The organism is Ralstonia sp. A12 (assembly GCF_000801955.1).
Classification (GTDB): domain Bacteria; phylum Pseudomonadota; class Gammaproteobacteria; order Burkholderiales; family Burkholderiaceae; genus Ralstonia.
Window position 1 is genome coordinate 41,834 of sequence record NZ_JSZO01000034.1, and the last position, 17,300, is coordinate 59,133.

Below are 17,300 nucleotides of genomic sequence, written 5' to 3' on the forward strand. Positions count from 1 at the left end.
CTGCTCACAGACACGAGAGACAACCTCTCAAAGGTGGACGGAATGCAGACGATATTGGGAGCGAATGGCCAGATCGCCATGGAATTGGCGCGGGAGCTGCATCGCAACTACACGGGCGATGTGCGGCTTGTCAGTCGCACGCCGCGCAAGGTGAACGACACCGACAACCTAGTGTCGGCCAACCTGCTCGATGCAAAGCAGACGGCCGAAGCGGTCCAGGGAAGCAGCGTCGTGTATTTCACTGCTGGCCTGCCGCCGGATACGCAACTGTGGGAAACGCAGTTTCCCGTGATGCTGAGAAACGCGCTGGACGCGAGTCGGGCTGCGGGCGCCAGGTTCGCCTATTTCGACAACACCTACATGTATCCGCAGGACGCCCGGCTGCAGACCGAGGCAACGCCCTTCGCGCCGGTGGGGCGCAAGGGCAAGGTGCGTGCGGCGATGGCGTCCATGGTGCTGGAGGAAATGGCGCGCGGCGAGATTCCCGTGCTGATCGGCCGGGCCCCCGAGTTCTACGGTCCGGGGAAGACGCAGAGCTTCACGAACGCACTGGTCATCGAAAGCCTTGAGGCCGGCAGGAAGCCCCGCGTGCCCGTGCGCGACGACACACGGCGCACGCTCATCTGGACACCCGACGCATGCCGCGCGTTGGCAGCGCTGGGCAACGCGCCCGATGCGTTCGGCCAGACCTGGCATCTGCCGTGCGACGACGACCGGCTGACGTACAAGCAGTTCGTCGCCATGGCCAGCCAGGTGTTTGGCCGGGATGCGTCCTACACCGTCATCGGCAAATGGGCCATGACTGCCGCCGGGCTTTTCTCCAAGCCCGTGCGCGAGATCCGCGAGCTGCTGCCGCGGTACGAGCAAGACAACCTGTTTGATTCCACCAAGTTCAAGCGCCGCTTTCCCGAGTTCAAGGTGACGACTTATCGGGAAGGGCTGGAGTTGATCCGGCGGGAGTGGGCGAGCAGTTAAGCGGCCACGTCGTCCACGATGGTTCCCGCAGTGAGCGTGTTTATTGCGTCGATCTCGAATCCTTGAGGATTTGGCTGCGCTCGGGTGAGGCTACGAGGGCCAGGAACTGCGCGGGTTGCTGGGATGCGCATCAGCGGCTGCCCGGGCGGTTTTCTCTCGACCTCACCTTGCACAGTTCCGCTTGATCGATCGGCAATGGACCCGGCAACGTCGCAGTCATTTAAAATCGCGCACTTTGCCCGGTACTCTCATGTGGTTCAAGAATCTTCAGCTTCATCGTCTTCCGGCACCCTGGGCCGTGACTCCCGACCAGCTTGAGAAGTGGCTGGCGCCCCACGCGTTTCAAGCGGGCAACAGTGTAGAGAAGCAGACCTCCGGATGGGCATCGCCACGCGATGACGGCGCGCTCGTGTATTCGACCAACCGGCAGATGCTGCTGGTGTTCCGTGCAGAAAAGAAACTGCTGCCGGCATCGGTCATCAACCAGGTGACCAAAGCCCGAGCGCTTGAAATCGAAGAGCAGCAGGGCTTCAAGGTCGGCCGGAAGCAACTGCGCGAACTCAAGGAACAGGTGACCGACGAACTGCTGCCGCGCGCGTTCAGCATACGTCGCGATACCCGTGTGTGGATCGATACGGTCAACGGCTGGCTCGTCATCGACGCAGCTTCACAGGCGCTTGCCGACGACGTTCGCGGCCTGCTTGTGAAATCGATCGATCAACTGCCGATCACCAGCGTTCGCGTGGCGCTCTCGCCGGTTGCCGCGATGACGGAGTGGCTGCTGTCTGGCGAGGCACCGGGCGGATTTACCGTCGACCAGGACGCCGAACTGCGATCGAGCGGTGAGGGTGGCGCCACGGTGCGCTACGTTGGTCACGCGCTGGAAGCAGACGACATGCGTCGGCACATTGAAGCCGGCAAACAATGCATGCGTCTTGCAATGACCTGGGATGACCGGGTCTCCTTCGTGCTGACGCCGCAACTGACGATCAAACGCGTCACGCCGCTGGACGTGATCAAGGAAGCCGAAGACCCCACCGCGAAGAACGACGACGAGCGCTTCGAGTCGGACGTCACGCTGATGGCGGGTGAGCTGGGGCGGATGTTGACCGATCTGGTCGACATCCTGGGTGGTGATCAGCACGACGCGGTGCATCACGCCGCAGCCTGAACTTTGGTGGCGGTCGGCGCTTGCCAGGCCTCGGCGCCCGTGTTTGCCGGATCGTCGCTCCAATTCCAGGTCGCAATGACCTTCGGTGACGAAGGAGCAGAGAGATCGACGGCAGCGAGCGTGGCTTGCGATGCGGGCGCTGAAGAACCTTGGATCGTCGAAATATAGGCAGTCTTGCGAGAGGTCAGAGACGTCCAACGCGTCTGTGGCGATGGCATTGATGCTCGGATTGTCGGCACCGAACAGGCTCGGGAAAACGGGGTTCGTGCGCGACGTTGCAAATGCCACCATGACGCCGAAGGCCTAGCCGACTTCCAGGCCTTCCCAACTGTTGCGCCCCGTGGGGCTTGAGACGACCTTGACCGGTGAAGGCTTTGCCGGATCACTGGCATCGATCACCGCCAAGCCCTCTAGCGGGTGATCGGCGTGGGGGCTTTGTTCCATGAGCGCTCGTGCCACTTCATATGGCTCTCTGATGTGACCCGCGAGTGGGGCGGGCATTGGCTCGATGGATGTTAGTGAGCGGCGTGATGCGCAGATATCTGCTTATTGCGGGCTGTCGAGAAATTGCGTACTGACTAACCCCAACCCAATGCGCAGTCACGGATGCCAAAGCAACGATCGATTCGGCAACGCTAGGGAAAACCATAGTGCCTGCCACGTCGCTGCCGAGGGGGCGAGTAAGAGTCGAGTCAGTTTCGCTATCCAGAATCGCCGCGCTCAATCAAGAAAGAATCAGGAGACAGCGATGCAGGATGGTTTGGTAGCAAAAATTGCGGCGCATCCGAAATATGCGCAGCTCAAGAGCCGGCGCAATGCGCTCGGCCTCTTTCTGACGGTGCTGATGCTGGTCGTGTACTACGGCTACGTCGCACTGATCGCATTCGACAAGCCGTTCCTCGCCAAGCCTGTCAGCACGGGCGTGACGAGTGTCGGCATCCCGGTCGGCATGGCGGTGATCCTCTTCACCGTTGTCATCACTGGCATCTACGTGCGCCGTGCAAACCACGAATACGATCAACTGACGCAGGACATCCTGCAGGACGTCAAGCAATGAAGAAGACGCTTTCCATGATGCTGGTGGCCCTGCTGGCCGCCGGCGCCTGCGGTGTGGCCATCGCCGCGGGTGGCGATGTCGGCGAGACCGCCAAGCAGGAAACCAATACCACGGCCATCGTGCTGTTTGCGCTGTTCGTGGCCGGCACGCTATGGATCACCAAGTGGGCGGCCAAGCGCACGCGCTCGGCGGCGGATTTCTATACGGCGGGCGGCGGCATCACCGGCTTTCAGAACGGCCTGGCCATCTCGGGCGACTACATGTCGGCGGCGTCTTTCCTGGGCATTTCCGCTGCGGTGATGACCTCGGGCTACGACGGTCTGATCTACTCGATCGGCTTTCTGGTCGGCTGGCCGATCATCACGTTCCTGATGGCCGAGCGGCTGCGCAACCTCGGCAAGTTCACCTTTGCCGATGTGGCCGGCTACCGCTTTGAGCAAGGCCCGATCCGCAGCTTTGCCGCCATCGGCACGCTGGTGGTGGTGGCCTTCTACCTGATCGCGCAGATGGTGGGCGCGGGGCAGCTCATCAAGCTGCTGTTCGGGTTGGACTACTGGGTGGCGGTGGTCATCGTCGGCGCACTGATGATGGTCTACGTGCTGTTTGGCGGCATGACCGCAACGACGTGGGTGCAGATCATCAAGGCGTGCATGCTGCTGGCCGGCGTGACGTTCATGGCGATCATGGTGCTGGCGCAGTACGGCTTCAGCCCGGAAGCGCTGTTCGCCAAGGCAGTGGAGGTGAAGACCGCCATTGCGACGAACGCCGGCAAAGCGCCTGATGACGCTGCCAAGATCGGCTTGTCTGTCATGGCACCGGGCGGCTTCATCAAGGACCCGATCTCGGCCATCTCGTTCGGCATGGCGCTGATGTTCGGCACCGCCGGGCTGCCGCACATCCTGATGCGCTTCTTCACGGTGCCGGATGCCAAGGAAGCGCGCAAGTCAGTGCTGTGGGCGACCACCTGGATCGGCTACTTCTACATCCTGATCTTCATCATCGGCTTTGGTGCGATCACGCTGGTGCTGACCAATCCGGAGCTGTCCGACGTTGCCAAGGGCGTGATCAAGGGCGGTGCGGGCACGGCCAACATGGCGGCCGTGCTGGTCGCCAAGACGGTGGGCGGTGACGTGTTCTACGGCTTCATCTCGGCGGTGGCGTTTGCCACGATTCTGGCGGTGGTGGCAGGGCTCACGCTGTCCGGCGCCTCGGCGGTGTCGCACGATCTGTACGCTACGGTCTTCAAGCACGGCAAGGCCAACAGCGCCGACGAACTGAAGGTGTCGCGTATCACGACGCTGGTGCTGGGTGTGGTTGCCGTGGCGCTGGGCATCGCCTTCGAAAAGCAGAACATCGCGTTCATGGTGTCGCTGGCGTTTGCGGTGGCGGCCTCGGCCAACTTCCCGGTGTTGTTCCTCTCGATGCTGTGGAAGGGCTGCACCACGCGTGGCGCGGTCATCGGCGGGTTCCTGGGGCTGGTTTCGTCGGTGGGCCTGACGATCGTGTCGCCGTCGGTGTGGGAGGCCACGCTCGGCTATCCGAAGGGCTCGGCATGGTTCCCGTACACGTCGCCGGCGCTGTTCTCGATGACGATCGGCTTCGTGGGCGTGTGGCTGTTCTCGGTGCTCGACACCAGCGCGCGTGCCAAGGCTGAGAAGTCGTCGTTCGACGCGCAGCAGGTGCGTTCGGAAACCGGGCTTGGCGCAGCTGGCGCTTCGGGCCACTGAGCGGCTTCAGCTATACCAACCGGAAGCGGGCGACCTGTTGCGTCGCCCGCAATCCAAAGCGCGGGAGCGGCCAGTCAGTGCCGCTTTCGTCCGCTTCAAGATGCATCCCGACCAGCAAGACCGTCTCGCCAATCGTGCCAAGGGCGCTTGCAATGACCCCGGTAGGCCTCTGTTCGAGCGGAGCCTGAGGGGAATGGGGCCGTGCTCCAGCTTGTGGCCGAGAACGACCCGCATTCAGATAGCGTCTCGATGGTGTCAACGCTGAAATGCAGGGGTATTTTTCGCTGCGCGCTGCTTGCGCACGGTAATGCTGAATTGACTTGCTACGGACTCACGCTGTCATCGATGGCCAGCACCTCAATTTCTACGGCGACGCCAAACACCAGCTTGGCCGCTACCAGACTCCGTGCGGGGAGGGCACCTTCTTGAAAGTAGCGCATGTAAATCTGGTTAAACGCCGCAAAGTTCGCGAGATCGCTCAACCAGACTGTGGTTTTGACTACGCGGTGCAGAGAGCTTCCCAGGCCTTCAAGCGTGGCGGAAATGCTTTGCAGGACAGCGTGTGTCTGTTCTTCGATCGTGCCGCCATGCGGCTTGTGATCGGCATCCAAGGGAATTTGCCCGGACAGCCACAAGAAGCCGCCAGCACGTACTGCCCTTGAGAAAGGCAGGCCAGGGGATGCAGGCAAGTAAGCAGGAGAGGTCGTCATCGAAGTGGATTGCGTTAAGGTGAGAGGAAGGTCAAGCGTGTTGTTGGCGCCGGCCAAGAAGCCGATAGCGATCCCAGCGATAGGGCGATGGATCCAACACAGGTTGTCGGTTGCTGATGAGGTCGGCCACGGTGCGCGCCGAGCCGCAAGCCATCGTCCAGCCCATCGCGCCGTGCCCGCAGTTCAGCCAAAGGTTGGCGTGGCGGGTGGCGCCAAGGAACGGCAGGTTGTCGGGCGTCATGGGGCGATAGCCGACCCACCGGCTGGGTTGTACGCGGCTCAGACGCGCGCAGATGTTCGCGGCAAAGCCTTCCAGGGCTGCCATACGCATGGCGATGCGTTGTGCACTGGGTTTTCCGATGTCGGCGAAACCCGTGAACCGAACGGCCTCGGGTGCAAACGATGCCCATGCGATCTTGTGGGGGATCGAGACGGCGCCCACGCGAGGTGACGCATCGTGGACACCTGTGTATGAGATCGAGTAACCCGTGACGGGGTAGATGGGCAGGTCGTACCCCAGGGGCGCCAGCAGTTGGCGCGATGCCAGACCTGTTGCGATCACCACGGCGTCCGCCTGCAGGCAACCACGTTCCGTTTCGACACCGACGATGCGATCGCCGCGCGTTTTCAACGTGCGTACCGTCTCGGAAAACCGCACCACCGCACCAAGGCGCGCTGCCTCTGCCAACGCGGTATGTGCGTAGCGCGCAGCATCGCCCGTGCCGTCCATTGGGCAGTAGATGGCGTTTGCAAACTGCGCCGACGCAGTGCGCAGCATGGGCTCAATGTCCACCAACCGTGTGGTGTCGACCGTCTCAAACGGTTCACCGGCCGCAGCGAGCAGTTCTGCATCGTGCTGGCCGGGTTGCGCCTCGTTCCCGTACAGATACAGAATGCCGGCCTGCCGACCGCCATACGCTTGCGGCGGTACCAGCGGATCGCCAAACTGCAAGTCGCGCGAGTACGCAGCGAGTGCCAGCGCGGCCCGGGAGTTGTCCAGCCACCGCTCCAGCGACCCTTCGCGCGCGAACAGCCACGCCCATCGCAGGAGCGCAGGCTTCCACGGGGCGCAGATGCCCAGGCCATCGTTGGAGCGCAATAGGGAGCGCAGTGCTACACGGGTGATTCCAGGCTCTGCCCAACTGAAACTGTGTCCTGGTGAAATCAGGCCTGCGTTGGCGAAACTGGCACCTGTCGCAGCGGCATCTGCGCGCTCGACGAGCTGCACGTGATGACCATCGCGTGCCAGGGTCAACGCGGTGACGGTGCCCGAGATTCCGGCACCCACGACGACAATGTTCATGGATCTGACTGCCCGACGTATTTGACGTATTCGACGCACTGGGAGGCGCGGCCGTTTGATGGCCGCAGACGTTCTTGCGCGGATGCGGACTTATGACGCGAAGGGGTTCGACACGCGGGGCCAATAGTTGAGATCGCGACGCTGATAGTTCAGGTCTGCAAAGCTCGGCGTAACAGCGCCCGGCACCGCGATATGGAAGATCGCCTTGGCGCGCGGGGCGAACTCCGCTTGGAAGTGCTGGGTTGACTTGACGACAACCAGCCGCTTGCTTGCAAAATCGATCCCCAGGCCCGTGAATGCGTCGATGCCCACCACCTGGTTGCGTACGGAGGCCAGAACGATATCGACACCATGGTCGGCCTCAAGCCAAACCGCTCGCCCAAACGGAATGGCCATCCCCGAAATGCTTTGCGTATGTTGGTCGGACAGCGCACGCACCGTAACGCGCAGATCCAACGGGTCTGCTGAGGCCACGCCGCATTTGCCACCCAGGCGCAGGTCGAAGGTTGCGCCCACGCCGGCGTCGTGACAGATCTGGATTGCACCGAGATCCCAGAAGCATCCGATGGCGACGTTTGCAATCCGTCGCTCGATGATCCGACGCAGGATGATCGTGTTGTCTCCCGGCGCCCCGCCTCCCGGATTGTCCGCAACATCGCCAATCACGACGGGGCCGCTGCCGACCTCCAGGGCACGGTCCAGCCCGGTATCGACGTCGAGCCATGCAGGACGTGTGGCTTCGCGCAAGGCCCAGAATTCGTGGCCAAGCTGCGTGGCCAGCGCCGTAGCAGCGGTGAGGTTGTTGTCGGTCACCACCCAGAACTTTGCGCCGGCTTCCGGAACATCGCCCCACGGGAACCCATGCCCGAATGACACAGACAACACGCCGTCGTGTCCTTCAAGCGATTTCATGCGCCGGACGAACCCAGCCATGGGTTCACTCGTGGTGTGCCACGCCCCAACCATGCGGCAGTCGTACACACCTGTCGTGGGGCGGATCTTGCCTGCCGCAGTGTCGAGCAGCAGTTGATAGGCTTCGCGCAAACGATCGATGGAGTCGGTGTGCGGATATTCCTTGTAAGCGATCAGGATGTCTGCTGAGCGTCGCATGCGCTCCGTGAAGTGGCAGTGCGGATCGAGCGTGGCGGCAATCGGCACTTCGGGGCCGACAATGGCGCGCACCCGGGACAGCAGATCGCCTTCGCAGTCATCGTATCCCTCGGCCACCATCGCGCCGTGCAGCAGCAGAAGCACGCCGTCCAGCGGCTGTGCTGTTTCGATCTTGTCGAGGATCTCGTCTCGCAACGATTCATAGACCGCGCGAATCGTGGGGCCGGAGGGTTGCGCTTCCGCACAGATGCCCTCGACGATCTCATGCCCATCGCGCTCTGCAAGGCGTCGCGCTTCCGCAAGTGCGAACCCCATGCCCTGCGGGGCCAGCAGGCTCGCGTCGCCGTGGAAGATGCCCGATTCCTCAAAGCCGCCCCAGCCGGTGGGGCAGGGCGCGAACGTATTCGTTTCGGTCGAAAGCTGCGCGGTGAATATCTTCATCGTGAGTCCTACGGGAAGGCGTGGAGATCGGAACCTCACTGTAGGCGCGCGCTGTTTCTGGTTTGTGAGCACTCTGTATCGCGTTCGACACGGGAGTGCAGCCGCATGCAATATGTCAGGCTACCGTCGCGGCAGTTTCACCGTCGCCACTAAACCGCCCGCCGGATCGTTGTGTAGCTCAAGTGATCCGTTATGTCGCTTGACGATGTCGCACGCGATTGCCAATCCAAGGCCCGTGCCGCCGGTGTCCTTGTTGCGTGAACTTTCGAGCCGGTAGAACGGTTCGAGCACGCGTGCCAACTGTGCCTCGGGAATGCCCGGGCCACGGTCGGCCACATCAATGCATACGAACGATGGTCCATCGGTCAGGCGGATATGCGCTTCGTCACCGTATCGGATGGCGTTGGTCACCAGATTCGTCAGGCATCGCTTCAAACCAAGCGGCTGTGCGGTGACCGCCCGTATCTCACCGCTGACGGTGACGCGCTGCCCGCGTTCAGCGGCATCCTCCGCAATCGCATCCACCAGCGCGTTGATATCGACCGGGCTGGAGGCTTCAACGACTTCAGCGTTTCGCAAGAACGACAACGTGGCGTCCAGCAACTGCGTCATCTCGTCGATGTCACTTTGGAGTCGGTCATTCAACTCCCGGTCTTCAAGCGTGCGAAGGCGTAACCGCATGCGCGTCAACGGGGTGCGCAAATCATGCGAGACGGCTGCAAGGAATCGATTCCGCTCACTCAGCTGGCGCCGTATTGCGGCTTGCATCGAGTTGAACACCCGGGCCGCCTGTCGCGCTTCGATCGGACCGGCTTCCCGGATGGGCGGTGCGTCAATGTTGTTCGCCAATTCGGCAGCCCCATGGGCCAGCGAACGAAAGGGTGCCGCGAGCATGCGCGCGCCGATCCAGGCCGAGATCAATAGTGGTACCAACTGGATGATCACGGCCAGAAACACCTGTAGCGGAACGCTCATGCCCGGAGGCGGCTTGAACGCTGCGTCGCTGTAGAGCCGCCACACGGCGAGGCTGGCGCCGACCTGCGTCATCAGCACCATCGTCAGCATCACGAACAGCAAACGATAGAACGCGGAATCAAATGATGGCTTGGGCATATGCGTCCTATGGGGGTATGTCGAATACGGGTAAACGTAGTGGGATTATCGCGCTCGACTGTATCGACTTTGTTTGTATTCCATTTCAATGTTGAAACATTGAATGCTGAAGACGACGTCGCGCCTTCGCGTGTTTCAAGCGCGATACAAAGTACACACGAAACAGAAATGCCATGCACTTACCGTTGCCGATGAGTTGCGAAGTGGAGCAGTGCTTTGAACACCGCTATCAGAAAGCGGAAAACTCGGAGGAGACGACAGTGAAAATGAATAATCGAAGGACACGTAGAGCGGAGGCAACCGCGTCGCAATTTCGCCAGCGTGGGCGATACATGACGTGGTTTGCCGGACCCGTGCTTGGCTTGGCTTCCCTCTATGTGCACGCACAAGCGGTGCAACCTTCACAAGACATGGTGCAGGTTGCGGCGCCCGATGCCGCGGCAGATACGACATCGGGAGGGAAGCCTGCAAACGCACCGAGCACGGCTGAGAAGCCTGCGCAGGCAGCCGAGACTTCTGTGTCGCAGGGTAAGGAAGGCGCCACGCTCAACACGGTCGTGGTGACCGCAACGCGCCGCCGGGAGCCCGCACGGGAAGTCCCGATGCAGATCAACGTGGTCTCGGCTGAAGAGCTACAGAAGGGTGGCGCGAAGACGATGTCCGACTTCCTATCTTCGGAACCCGGCGTGGATCTGAACACGGCGGGTGGAAGCGGCTCTGGGCAAATCAGTATGCGCGGCGTCACGACGGGTGAGCAGACCGGGCCGACCGTCGGTGTGTATGTTGATGACGTGGCATTTGGCGGAAGCACCGTGTTCTCCCAGGGCGCGACGTTCGCGCTGGACATGAGCCTGCTTGACCTCAATCACATCGAGATTCTGCGTGGCCCCCAAGGAACGCTGTACGGCGCGGGCGCGATGGGTGGTCTGCTCAAGTACGTGACCAATGAGCCGGATTCCAGCGAATTCTCGGGCCAGGCTTCTGCGGGCCTTTCCGTCACAAAGCACGGTGGCGTGAACAACTCGGCCAACGCTGTGTTGAACCTTCCGTTGAAGACGGACGTTGCAGCAGCACGGATCTCGATGTTCAGTCAGCACGATGCGGGTTATGTCGATGCGGTGGGGCCGCAGGCGGGTTCACGTATTGACCGCGGCGACACCTATGGCGCGCGCGCATCGTTCCTGCTCACGCCCACGAATCAGTTGACGCTGCGTCTGACCGCCTTGACGCAGAACATCAACCGCAATGCACCGAACTACGTTGCCTATGGCAAGAATGGGCAACCTGTAGACGGCGATCTGACAACGCGGCTTTTTGCGGCAGAGCCCTTTCATCAGAACGTCCAACTCTATTCCGCCGGGATTGAGTACGAGTTCGGCTGGGCGCGCGCGAATTCGATCACGTCATACCAGTCGATGCGATCGGATGCACCGCAGGACTTGTCGGTGGTGTACGTTCCGCTGCTCAACGGCCTGGGGTTCAACGTGAGCTCTGCTGCCGCAAAAAACGTGGCGACGACGAACAAGTTCACGCAGGAGTTTCGTCTGACCTCGCCGGGCAACCGGACGCTGGAATGGCTTGCCGGTGTGTTCTACACGCGTGAGCGCAGCCAAGCGAGCCAGGGGATCATCACGACCCTGCCCGACGGAACCGTCGGCCCCAACTTGACTGCGCTTGAAGCCCCAAGCACCTACAGCGAGTACGCGGCCTATGGGGATCTCACTTATCACCTGACCCCGCGCCTGACGTTGACCGGTGGCCTGCGTGTTGCACACAACACGCAGGAGTACCAGCAGACCACGTTTGGCGTGCTTGCCGGACCGACGCAGACCATTTCCGCCCCCTCTTCCGATACGAGCAAGACGTACATGCTCACGGCGAGCTATGCGCTGACGAAAGACAGCAATGTCTACGTGCGCGCGGCCAGTGGGTATCGCCCCGGTGGGCCCAATGCGCTTCTGGTCGACCCGGTTACGGGGCTGCCTTCGGCCGGCAATCCCACGTTCCGCCCTGACACGCTGTGGACCTACGAGGCCGGCTACAAGGCCGACCTTCTGGACAAGCGCATGTCGGTTGCGATGACGGTGTACGACATCCAGTGGAAGAACATCCAGCAGTTCGGCGCGGTCAATGGCGTCAACCAGGTGCTCAACGCCGGTGATGCGCGGATTCGAGGCTTGGAGCTTTCCAGCGCGTTCCGTCCGAATCGCCACTGGAACCTCGGGCTCAGCGTCTCGCTCATCGACGCAAAACTGACCACGGGCAATGCCAGCACCGGCACCAATGCGGGCGATCCGCTTCCGAACTCGGCCCGGGTTGCCGCCACGCTATCGGCCAACTACCTCTTCGCGGTGAATGGCTACCCCGCCTACGCAGGTGTCAGCCAGCGGTTTGTCGGCAGTCGCCATGCCGGCTTTGGAAGCAATACAGGGCGCCCGGACTACCCCTTGCCGGGCTATGCGATGACGGATCTGCAGGCGGGGCTCGACTTCAAGAAGTTCAGCCTCGCTTTTTACGTACGCAACCTGTTCGACCGTCGTGCCTTGCTTGCGGCAGGTACGTCCCTGGTTCCGATGGGTGGCCCCGCGCTGGTCAGCGTGGCACAGCCGCGCACGATCGGCGCAACGCTGACGGTTCCCTTCTAACGCACATCACTTGGCATGACACACGATCGATTGGATATCAGGAAGCAACTCGACGCGTTGCTGGAGCCGTACAACAAGGCGGACGCGCCGGGCCTCGTGGTCGGCGTCGCATTGCGAGGGACTGCGCTTTACCGGCGTGGCTTCGGGCTGGCCAGCATTGAGCACGGCACCATCAACACACCCGCAACACGCATGCGGATCGGCTCGACGAGCAAGCACTTCACGTGTCTCGCCGCGTTGCTCCTGGCAGAGGAGGGCAAACTGGACGTCGATGCGGGTATCCGCACGTATATCCCGGAGCTGCCGGTCCTCGCTGGTGATCCCACGCTACGCCAGTTGATGACACACACTGGCGGCTACCGCTGTTACCTGGACCTGTGGGTGTTGACGCAGGGCGTGGTGACCATGCCTCGGGGCGCGTCGTTGGCGGCGGAGATCCGCCAGCGCGACGTCAATTTCCGCCCCGGAGAGCGGATGATCTACTGCAACGGTGGCTACCACCTCTTGTCGCTCGCCATTGAGCGCGTCAGCGGTATGCCGTTCGAGACCTTCCTGTCGGAACGCATCTTCCGTGTGATGGGAATGGTCGATACCGAGGCCGTCGCCGACGATATGCAGATTCGGCCTCGCATGGCCACCCAACACGTACCGGATGGTAAGGGCGGCTTCATTCGCGGCCTGTTTCCGTCGTGGGAAGTGCGGGGCGAAGGTGGCATCGTGTCAACCATCGACGACATGCTGCGCTGGACGGCGCATTTGCGAATGCCAGACAAGCTCGGCACGCAAGAAGCGTGGCGGCAGATGCTGACCAAACCGCATTACTCCAGCGGCGCCGAGGGGGTGTATGCGCTTGGGCTCATGCGTACCCCGCATCGCAATGTTGAACTGCTGCACCATGCCGGTGGCGTGTTCGGTGGCTCATGCCAGATGTTGACCGTGGTGGCGCACGGGCTCGACGTGGTGGTGCTCACCAATGGCGCCCCTGTGGACCCGGTTGCGCTGGCGACGCAAATTGTCGACGTTGTCCTGGGTGACGAGGTACTCGGTGCACCGCAAGCCGCGCCACTGGCCACCAACGGTCATGAATCGCTGCTGGGCCGATACTTCTCACGCGCCGATCGCACGTACTGCGAGATTGTCGATCGGGATGGGCACCTTGCTGCCGTGATCCACAACCAGAAACACCCGGCGCTGCCGCTGATCGAGACCCCGGAAGGTTTGCGCGTTGAGGACGGTAGTGGTGGAACGTTGATGATCCGGCCCGGCACAACGTCGGTCGGTCGCATGACGACGATCGAATTCATCGACTGCGGCCATGCATCGCTGCTGGACAGGCTGCCAGATGAGGCGCCGCCCATTTCCGACGCCTTCGCGGGCATGGAGGGTGCCTACTTCAGCGGTGATGCAGCAGGGCATGCCGGACTGACCCTTTCGAACGGCGCTGTGTCGATGCGGCTTGAAGGCACGATGGGTGGCGTCAACTACCGGCTTGTGCCCGTGAGCGAAGATGTCTTCCTGTTCGAGCCGGCAGATGCACAAGGTTTCTCCACCGGTGTGCTGACCGTCGATCGTGTCAATGGGCGGGTTTCCCGCTTCTGGCTGGATACCTCGCGCACACGCGGCCTCGCCTTCTCGCGAGAAATATAAGAGCGGGCGGAGCGGCAGCGATGCCGCTCCGTTTTTCGATGTTGGCCGGCTTCTCTCAGAGGCAGGGATCGGGGTATCGGGGCGAGCTGCCAACTGACCGCGTGAATGCGACACGCCGGCTTCGTTGGGTATCAATGCGGAAACTGGTTGTCTCTTGCCGGGCTGGATCGTGCGATAGCGTAACGATGCCGTCGATGAATCCCAGGGGAGCAATGGGGGCCATACCAAAGACGTTGTCTACGATGGGCGTCAGCCGGTAATCACAACCGCCAGCTGAGCCCTGCATACGGAGCATCAACGCATGATGGTCGGCCGGATCGGGTTCGATGATGGCGCGGGCGTTGGCATCGTGACTCTCGTAGATGCCGCACACCGCAGCGGCGATCTGGGGCGTCATCAGCGGCGATTCAGCGATACGTTCGAATGTCTCGGCATGGCCGCAATGGGCGATCCGAAGATGATCGAGGTCATCGGGCACGTTGTGTGTTCCCCAGTGCACGGAAAACGCACCGTCAGAGCCGGCTTCGATGGCGACGTCATTGGTGGGGCTCCCTTCAATGGGATAAAGCGGCAGGGGCTTCCCCGCGCAGAGCCAACCACCCAGCGCCAATGCACCGTCGCGATCCTCCAATGCATACACCGCGTCGCTATCCAATGAGCGATAGAAGCCAAGTCGTGCCACATGCGCCGACGCACGCGCCGGTACCGGAGGCCCGTCACCGCTCAATACATCGGCGAGGACGACGTCGACGATGCGATGGGCAAGATCGATTGGGGCGCTGAGCGCGCCGTTGCTGAGGACCACCACGTCAAGCCCGTGTTCGGCGGAAAACAGCATGTGGCTGGTGCCTCCAATCACGCCGCCCGAATGATGTGTGAGTTCAACACCGCGATAGTTGGTTTGCTTGAGGCCCAGGGCGTAGTTGCTGCGCTGTCCGCTGGAGAACACGGGCATCTCCAGCATCTGCGCCCACGTGGCATCGGTGCCGATGATCTTTTCTTCACCATGCAGGTGCGCAGTCCATCGCAGCATGTCATCGACCGTCGAAACGATGCCGCCTTCACCCAGGATCTCTCTTGATGGAAAGATGCCGCGCTGGTGCCCGCCTTTGCCATCGGGCGCGTGAAAGCTGGCGATCCCCGGCACAACGGCCATGTCGCTGTCGATGGAAGCCGTCTGGTGCATGCCCATCGGGGCAAAGATCCGCGCATCCAGGAACGCGGCAAACGGCATGCCGCTGACGCGTTCAATGGCGAGCGACAACACGTGATACCCGCCATTCGAATACATCATGCGCTCGCCCGGGCGGAAGTTCTCATCGCGTTGCCGGGTCTGCGCGGCGAGCGTTGCGCCGCGCGGTGGGATGGCCAGGCCTTGCGTCAGCAAAGCGAGATCGAGCGCGCACCGTTGCCCACCGCGATGCGACATCAACTGACGCAGCGTTGGGGCACCGCCGGCGGGCGAGAGTTCAGGAAGATAGGTTCCGATTCCGGCGTCCGCATCCAGAAGACCCTCCTCGCAGAGCAGCAGTACCGCCAGGCATGTGAAGTGCTTGCTGACGGAACCGATGCGCAGGCGCGTGGCGGTCGTCAGAGCGCGCGCATGCTCAAGACTCGCCATCCCGAATGCCTGGCGGTAGAGCCGCTTACCGTGCTGGGCGATGCCGACCACGACGCCCGGACCATCGCTGCATGCGTAGGGGCGAAGCAGCGCCGACAGCGCCTCGTGCACGCATTCTCTCGATGTGCTTGTCATGTGGTTTTGTCGTCGTTAACGCGAGTGAACAGCAAATTGCGCGTGCGCCAGGTGTCCAACCGGAAACATACGGTGTTGCCGCTGCCGTCGCGTGAGAGGCGCATGGCGCCGTAAGCCATGCTGCTGGGGTCATGCGGCGTGAAGACAAGCATGTTGTTCGACTTTGGGCTCAGGCTGTAGTGCGCCGCGCCGTGTTTGCCTTGCACATGCATTGCCAGCGCATTGCCTTTCAGCTTGATGACGGCAAGCGCATCGGCATCCGAGCTGACGTAACGTCCGACCAGTCCGTTGGCCGCATCGGCTGTATGGGGTGCTGTATTGGCGAGACGGTCCAGCGTCTGGTCCTGCCCACACTGCGTCATGTCGAGATGCTCTCCGTCGCCGTGGAGTTTCAGGCAGAGTGTGCCTTCCGGGCCTTCATCCAATGCCAACGTCCTTGGCCTGGTGGGCACTGTCTTGAGCGGCAGCGGGTGAATGTGGAGGTTGTGGTGAATGAGATGCAGCGTGCCATCGCGGTCAACAATCTCGCAGTAGGCACCTGTTTCGCGTGAGTGGAACGTTCCCAACCAGGCGGGATATTCAACGGACGTTGCCGGGCTGCTCTCCACTGGCGAGAGATGCGTCTCCAGAACGATATCGACAACACGCTTGGACAACGCGATCGGATTGATCGTGTCTCCGTTCGTCATGATTACGATGTCGAGGCCATGGTCAGGGACCGTCAACATCTGGCATGCGCCGCCGATCGAACCACCGGAGTGGTGCAGCATCGAGACGCCGCGGTAGGTCGTCTGCATGAGGCCGAGCGAGTAGGTGCCGATCTCCCCGTTGTTAAAGCGGACAGGGGTGAGCATTTCACGCCACGTGGCAGCGCAACCAATGCGCTTCTTGCCGCGTAGGTGGGCAATCCAGCGCAGCATGTCATCCACCGTCGAGACAATGGCGCCCTCACCCAGGCATCGCCAGCCTGGCAGTAGCCCACGCTCCCAGCCGCCCGTGGCGCCCTGTACATGCAGTGTCGCCATGCCAGGCAGAAGCAGCATGTCGTGGGGCGCCGCAATGGTGTCGATCATGCCCATCGGGCCAAAGATGCGTTCCGCCAGGAACGCTTCGAACGACATGCCACTGATGCGTTCAATCACGATCGACAGCATCTGATAGCCGCCGTTGGTGTACATGGCGCGCTGGCCTGCGGGGAAGTTGCCCTCGGACTGCCGCGCCTGTATTGCCAGTGCCGCGCCGGCGGGAGCCATGCTCAATCCCTGTATGAGCATGCATAGGTCGAGAAAGCAGCGTTCTCCGCCAGAGTGGTTCATGAACTGGCGAAGCGTGGGATCGTTGCCCCGCGCTGGCAACTCAGGGAGGTAGCGGCGCGCTGGAGCATCAATGTCGAGCTTGCCGGCTTCCACAAGCAGCATGGCGGCCAAGCAAGCGAAATGCTTGGTGACAGATCCGATACGCATGCGTGTGCATGGCGTATTGGCTACGCTGTGCTCCAAACTGGCCATGCCAAAGCCACGGCGATAGCGCAGCGCGCCACCGTATGCAATGCCGACAACGAGGCCCGGTGCGTCACTACGCTGATACGGTGCAAAGAGGGCGTCGAGCCTTGCGGCGAGTGAAGAATCCATTGGCTGCATGGGGG

The 17,300-nt window shown here is 62.0% G+C and carries 13 protein-coding genes; 6 read left to right on the forward strand and 7 right to left on the reverse strand.

Translation table 11 applies throughout. From position 1 onward, the window contains the following. Nucleotides 1-42: 42 nt before the first annotated feature. Together PI87_RS25475 and PI87_RS25480 are read left to right on the forward strand one after the other, a co-directional pair. Nucleotides 43-975 carry an SDR family oxidoreductase gene (locus PI87_RS25475; RefSeq protein WP_039600531.1) on the forward strand — a complete coding sequence of 311 codons (933 nt, stop codon included), beginning with the start codon at nt 43-45 and terminating at the stop codon, nt 973-975. A 250-nt stretch (nt 976-1,225) separates the two neighbouring features. Beyond that, entirely contained in the window at nt 1,226-2,146 is a 921-nt protein-coding gene (locus PI87_RS25480; RefSeq protein ID WP_039600532.1) for a recombination-associated protein RdgC, read from the forward strand. 303 nt (nt 2,147-2,449) lie between these two features. Here PI87_RS25480 and PI87_RS29285 read toward each other — a convergent pair whose 3' ends face one another. Next, on the reverse strand, nt 2,450-2,590 hold the full coding sequence (locus PI87_RS29285; protein ID WP_157003243.1) for a hypothetical protein: 141 nt from the start codon (nt 2,588-2,590) through the stop codon (nt 2,450-2,452). A gap of 304 nt (nt 2,591-2,894) precedes the next feature. Between PI87_RS29285 and PI87_RS25485 the strand changes: the two genes are divergently transcribed. Together PI87_RS25485 and PI87_RS25490 are read left to right on the forward strand one after the other, a co-directional pair. Continuing rightward, nucleotides 2,895-3,203, forward strand: coding sequence for a DUF485 domain-containing protein (locus PI87_RS25485; RefSeq protein WP_039600533.1), 309 nt, complete (start codon nt 2,895-2,897; stop codon nt 3,201-3,203). Beyond that, entirely contained in the window at nt 3,200-4,930 is a 1,731-nt protein-coding gene (locus PI87_RS25490) for a cation acetate symporter (RefSeq protein ID WP_039600534.1), read from the forward strand. The genes PI87_RS25485 and PI87_RS25490 overlap by 4 nt, the downstream gene beginning before the upstream one ends. A 323-nt stretch (nt 4,931-5,253) precedes the next feature. On the opposite strand, the gene PI87_RS25495 is transcribed toward PI87_RS25490, so the two are convergent. The 4 genes from PI87_RS25495 to PI87_RS25510 all read right to left on the reverse strand — a co-directional run bounded on the left by PI87_RS25495 (nt 5,254) and on the right by PI87_RS25510 (nt 9,607). Next, on the reverse strand, nt 5,254-5,640 hold the full coding sequence (locus PI87_RS25495) for a RidA family protein (RefSeq protein ID WP_039600535.1): 387 nt from the start codon (nt 5,638-5,640) through the stop codon (nt 5,254-5,256). 31 nt (nt 5,641-5,671) lie between these two features. After that, nucleotides 5,672-6,943 (reverse strand): FAD-dependent oxidoreductase, encoded by a 1,272-nt coding sequence (locus tag PI87_RS25500; RefSeq protein ID WP_039600536.1) that lies wholly within the window; start codon nt 6,941-6,943, stop codon nt 5,672-5,674. A 90-nt stretch (nt 6,944-7,033) separates the two neighbouring features. Further along, a complete protein-coding gene (locus tag PI87_RS25505; RefSeq protein ID WP_039600537.1) occupies nt 7,034-8,494 on the reverse strand; it encodes a M81 family metallopeptidase in 1,461 nt (486 codons plus the stop codon). Between the two features lie 120 nt (nt 8,495-8,614). Beyond that, complete coding sequence (locus tag PI87_RS25510; RefSeq protein ID WP_039600538.1) at nt 8,615-9,607, reverse strand: ATP-binding protein; 993 nt, start codon at nt 9,605-9,607, stop codon at nt 8,615-8,617. A 353-nt stretch (nt 9,608-9,960) separates the two neighbouring features. Between PI87_RS25510 and PI87_RS25515 the strand changes: the two genes are divergently transcribed. Together PI87_RS25515 and PI87_RS25520 are read left to right on the forward strand one after the other, a co-directional pair. Next, entirely contained in the window at nt 9,961-12,252 is a 2,292-nt protein-coding gene (locus PI87_RS25515; protein WP_442965524.1) for a TonB-dependent receptor, read from the forward strand. Nucleotides 12,253-12,267: 15 nt separating this feature from the next. Then, on the forward strand, nt 12,268-13,899 hold the full coding sequence (locus PI87_RS25520; protein ID WP_039600539.1) for a serine hydrolase domain-containing protein: 1,632 nt from the start codon (nt 12,268-12,270) through the stop codon (nt 13,897-13,899). 55 nt (nt 13,900-13,954) lie between these two features. Here the strand turns inward: PI87_RS25520 and PI87_RS25525 are convergent, their stop codons facing one another. Both PI87_RS25525 and PI87_RS25530 read right to left on the reverse strand, forming a co-directional pair. Continuing rightward, entirely contained in the window at nt 13,955-15,631 is a 1,677-nt protein-coding gene (locus tag PI87_RS25525) for a serine hydrolase domain-containing protein (RefSeq protein ID WP_052321766.1), read from the reverse strand. Between the two features lie 20 nt (nt 15,632-15,651). Continuing rightward, nucleotides 15,652-17,295 carry a serine hydrolase domain-containing protein gene (locus tag PI87_RS25530; protein WP_039600540.1) on the reverse strand — a complete coding sequence of 548 codons (1,644 nt, stop codon included), beginning with the start codon at nt 17,293-17,295 and terminating at the stop codon, nt 15,652-15,654. Between the last annotated feature and the right edge of the window lie 5 nt (nt 17,296-17,300).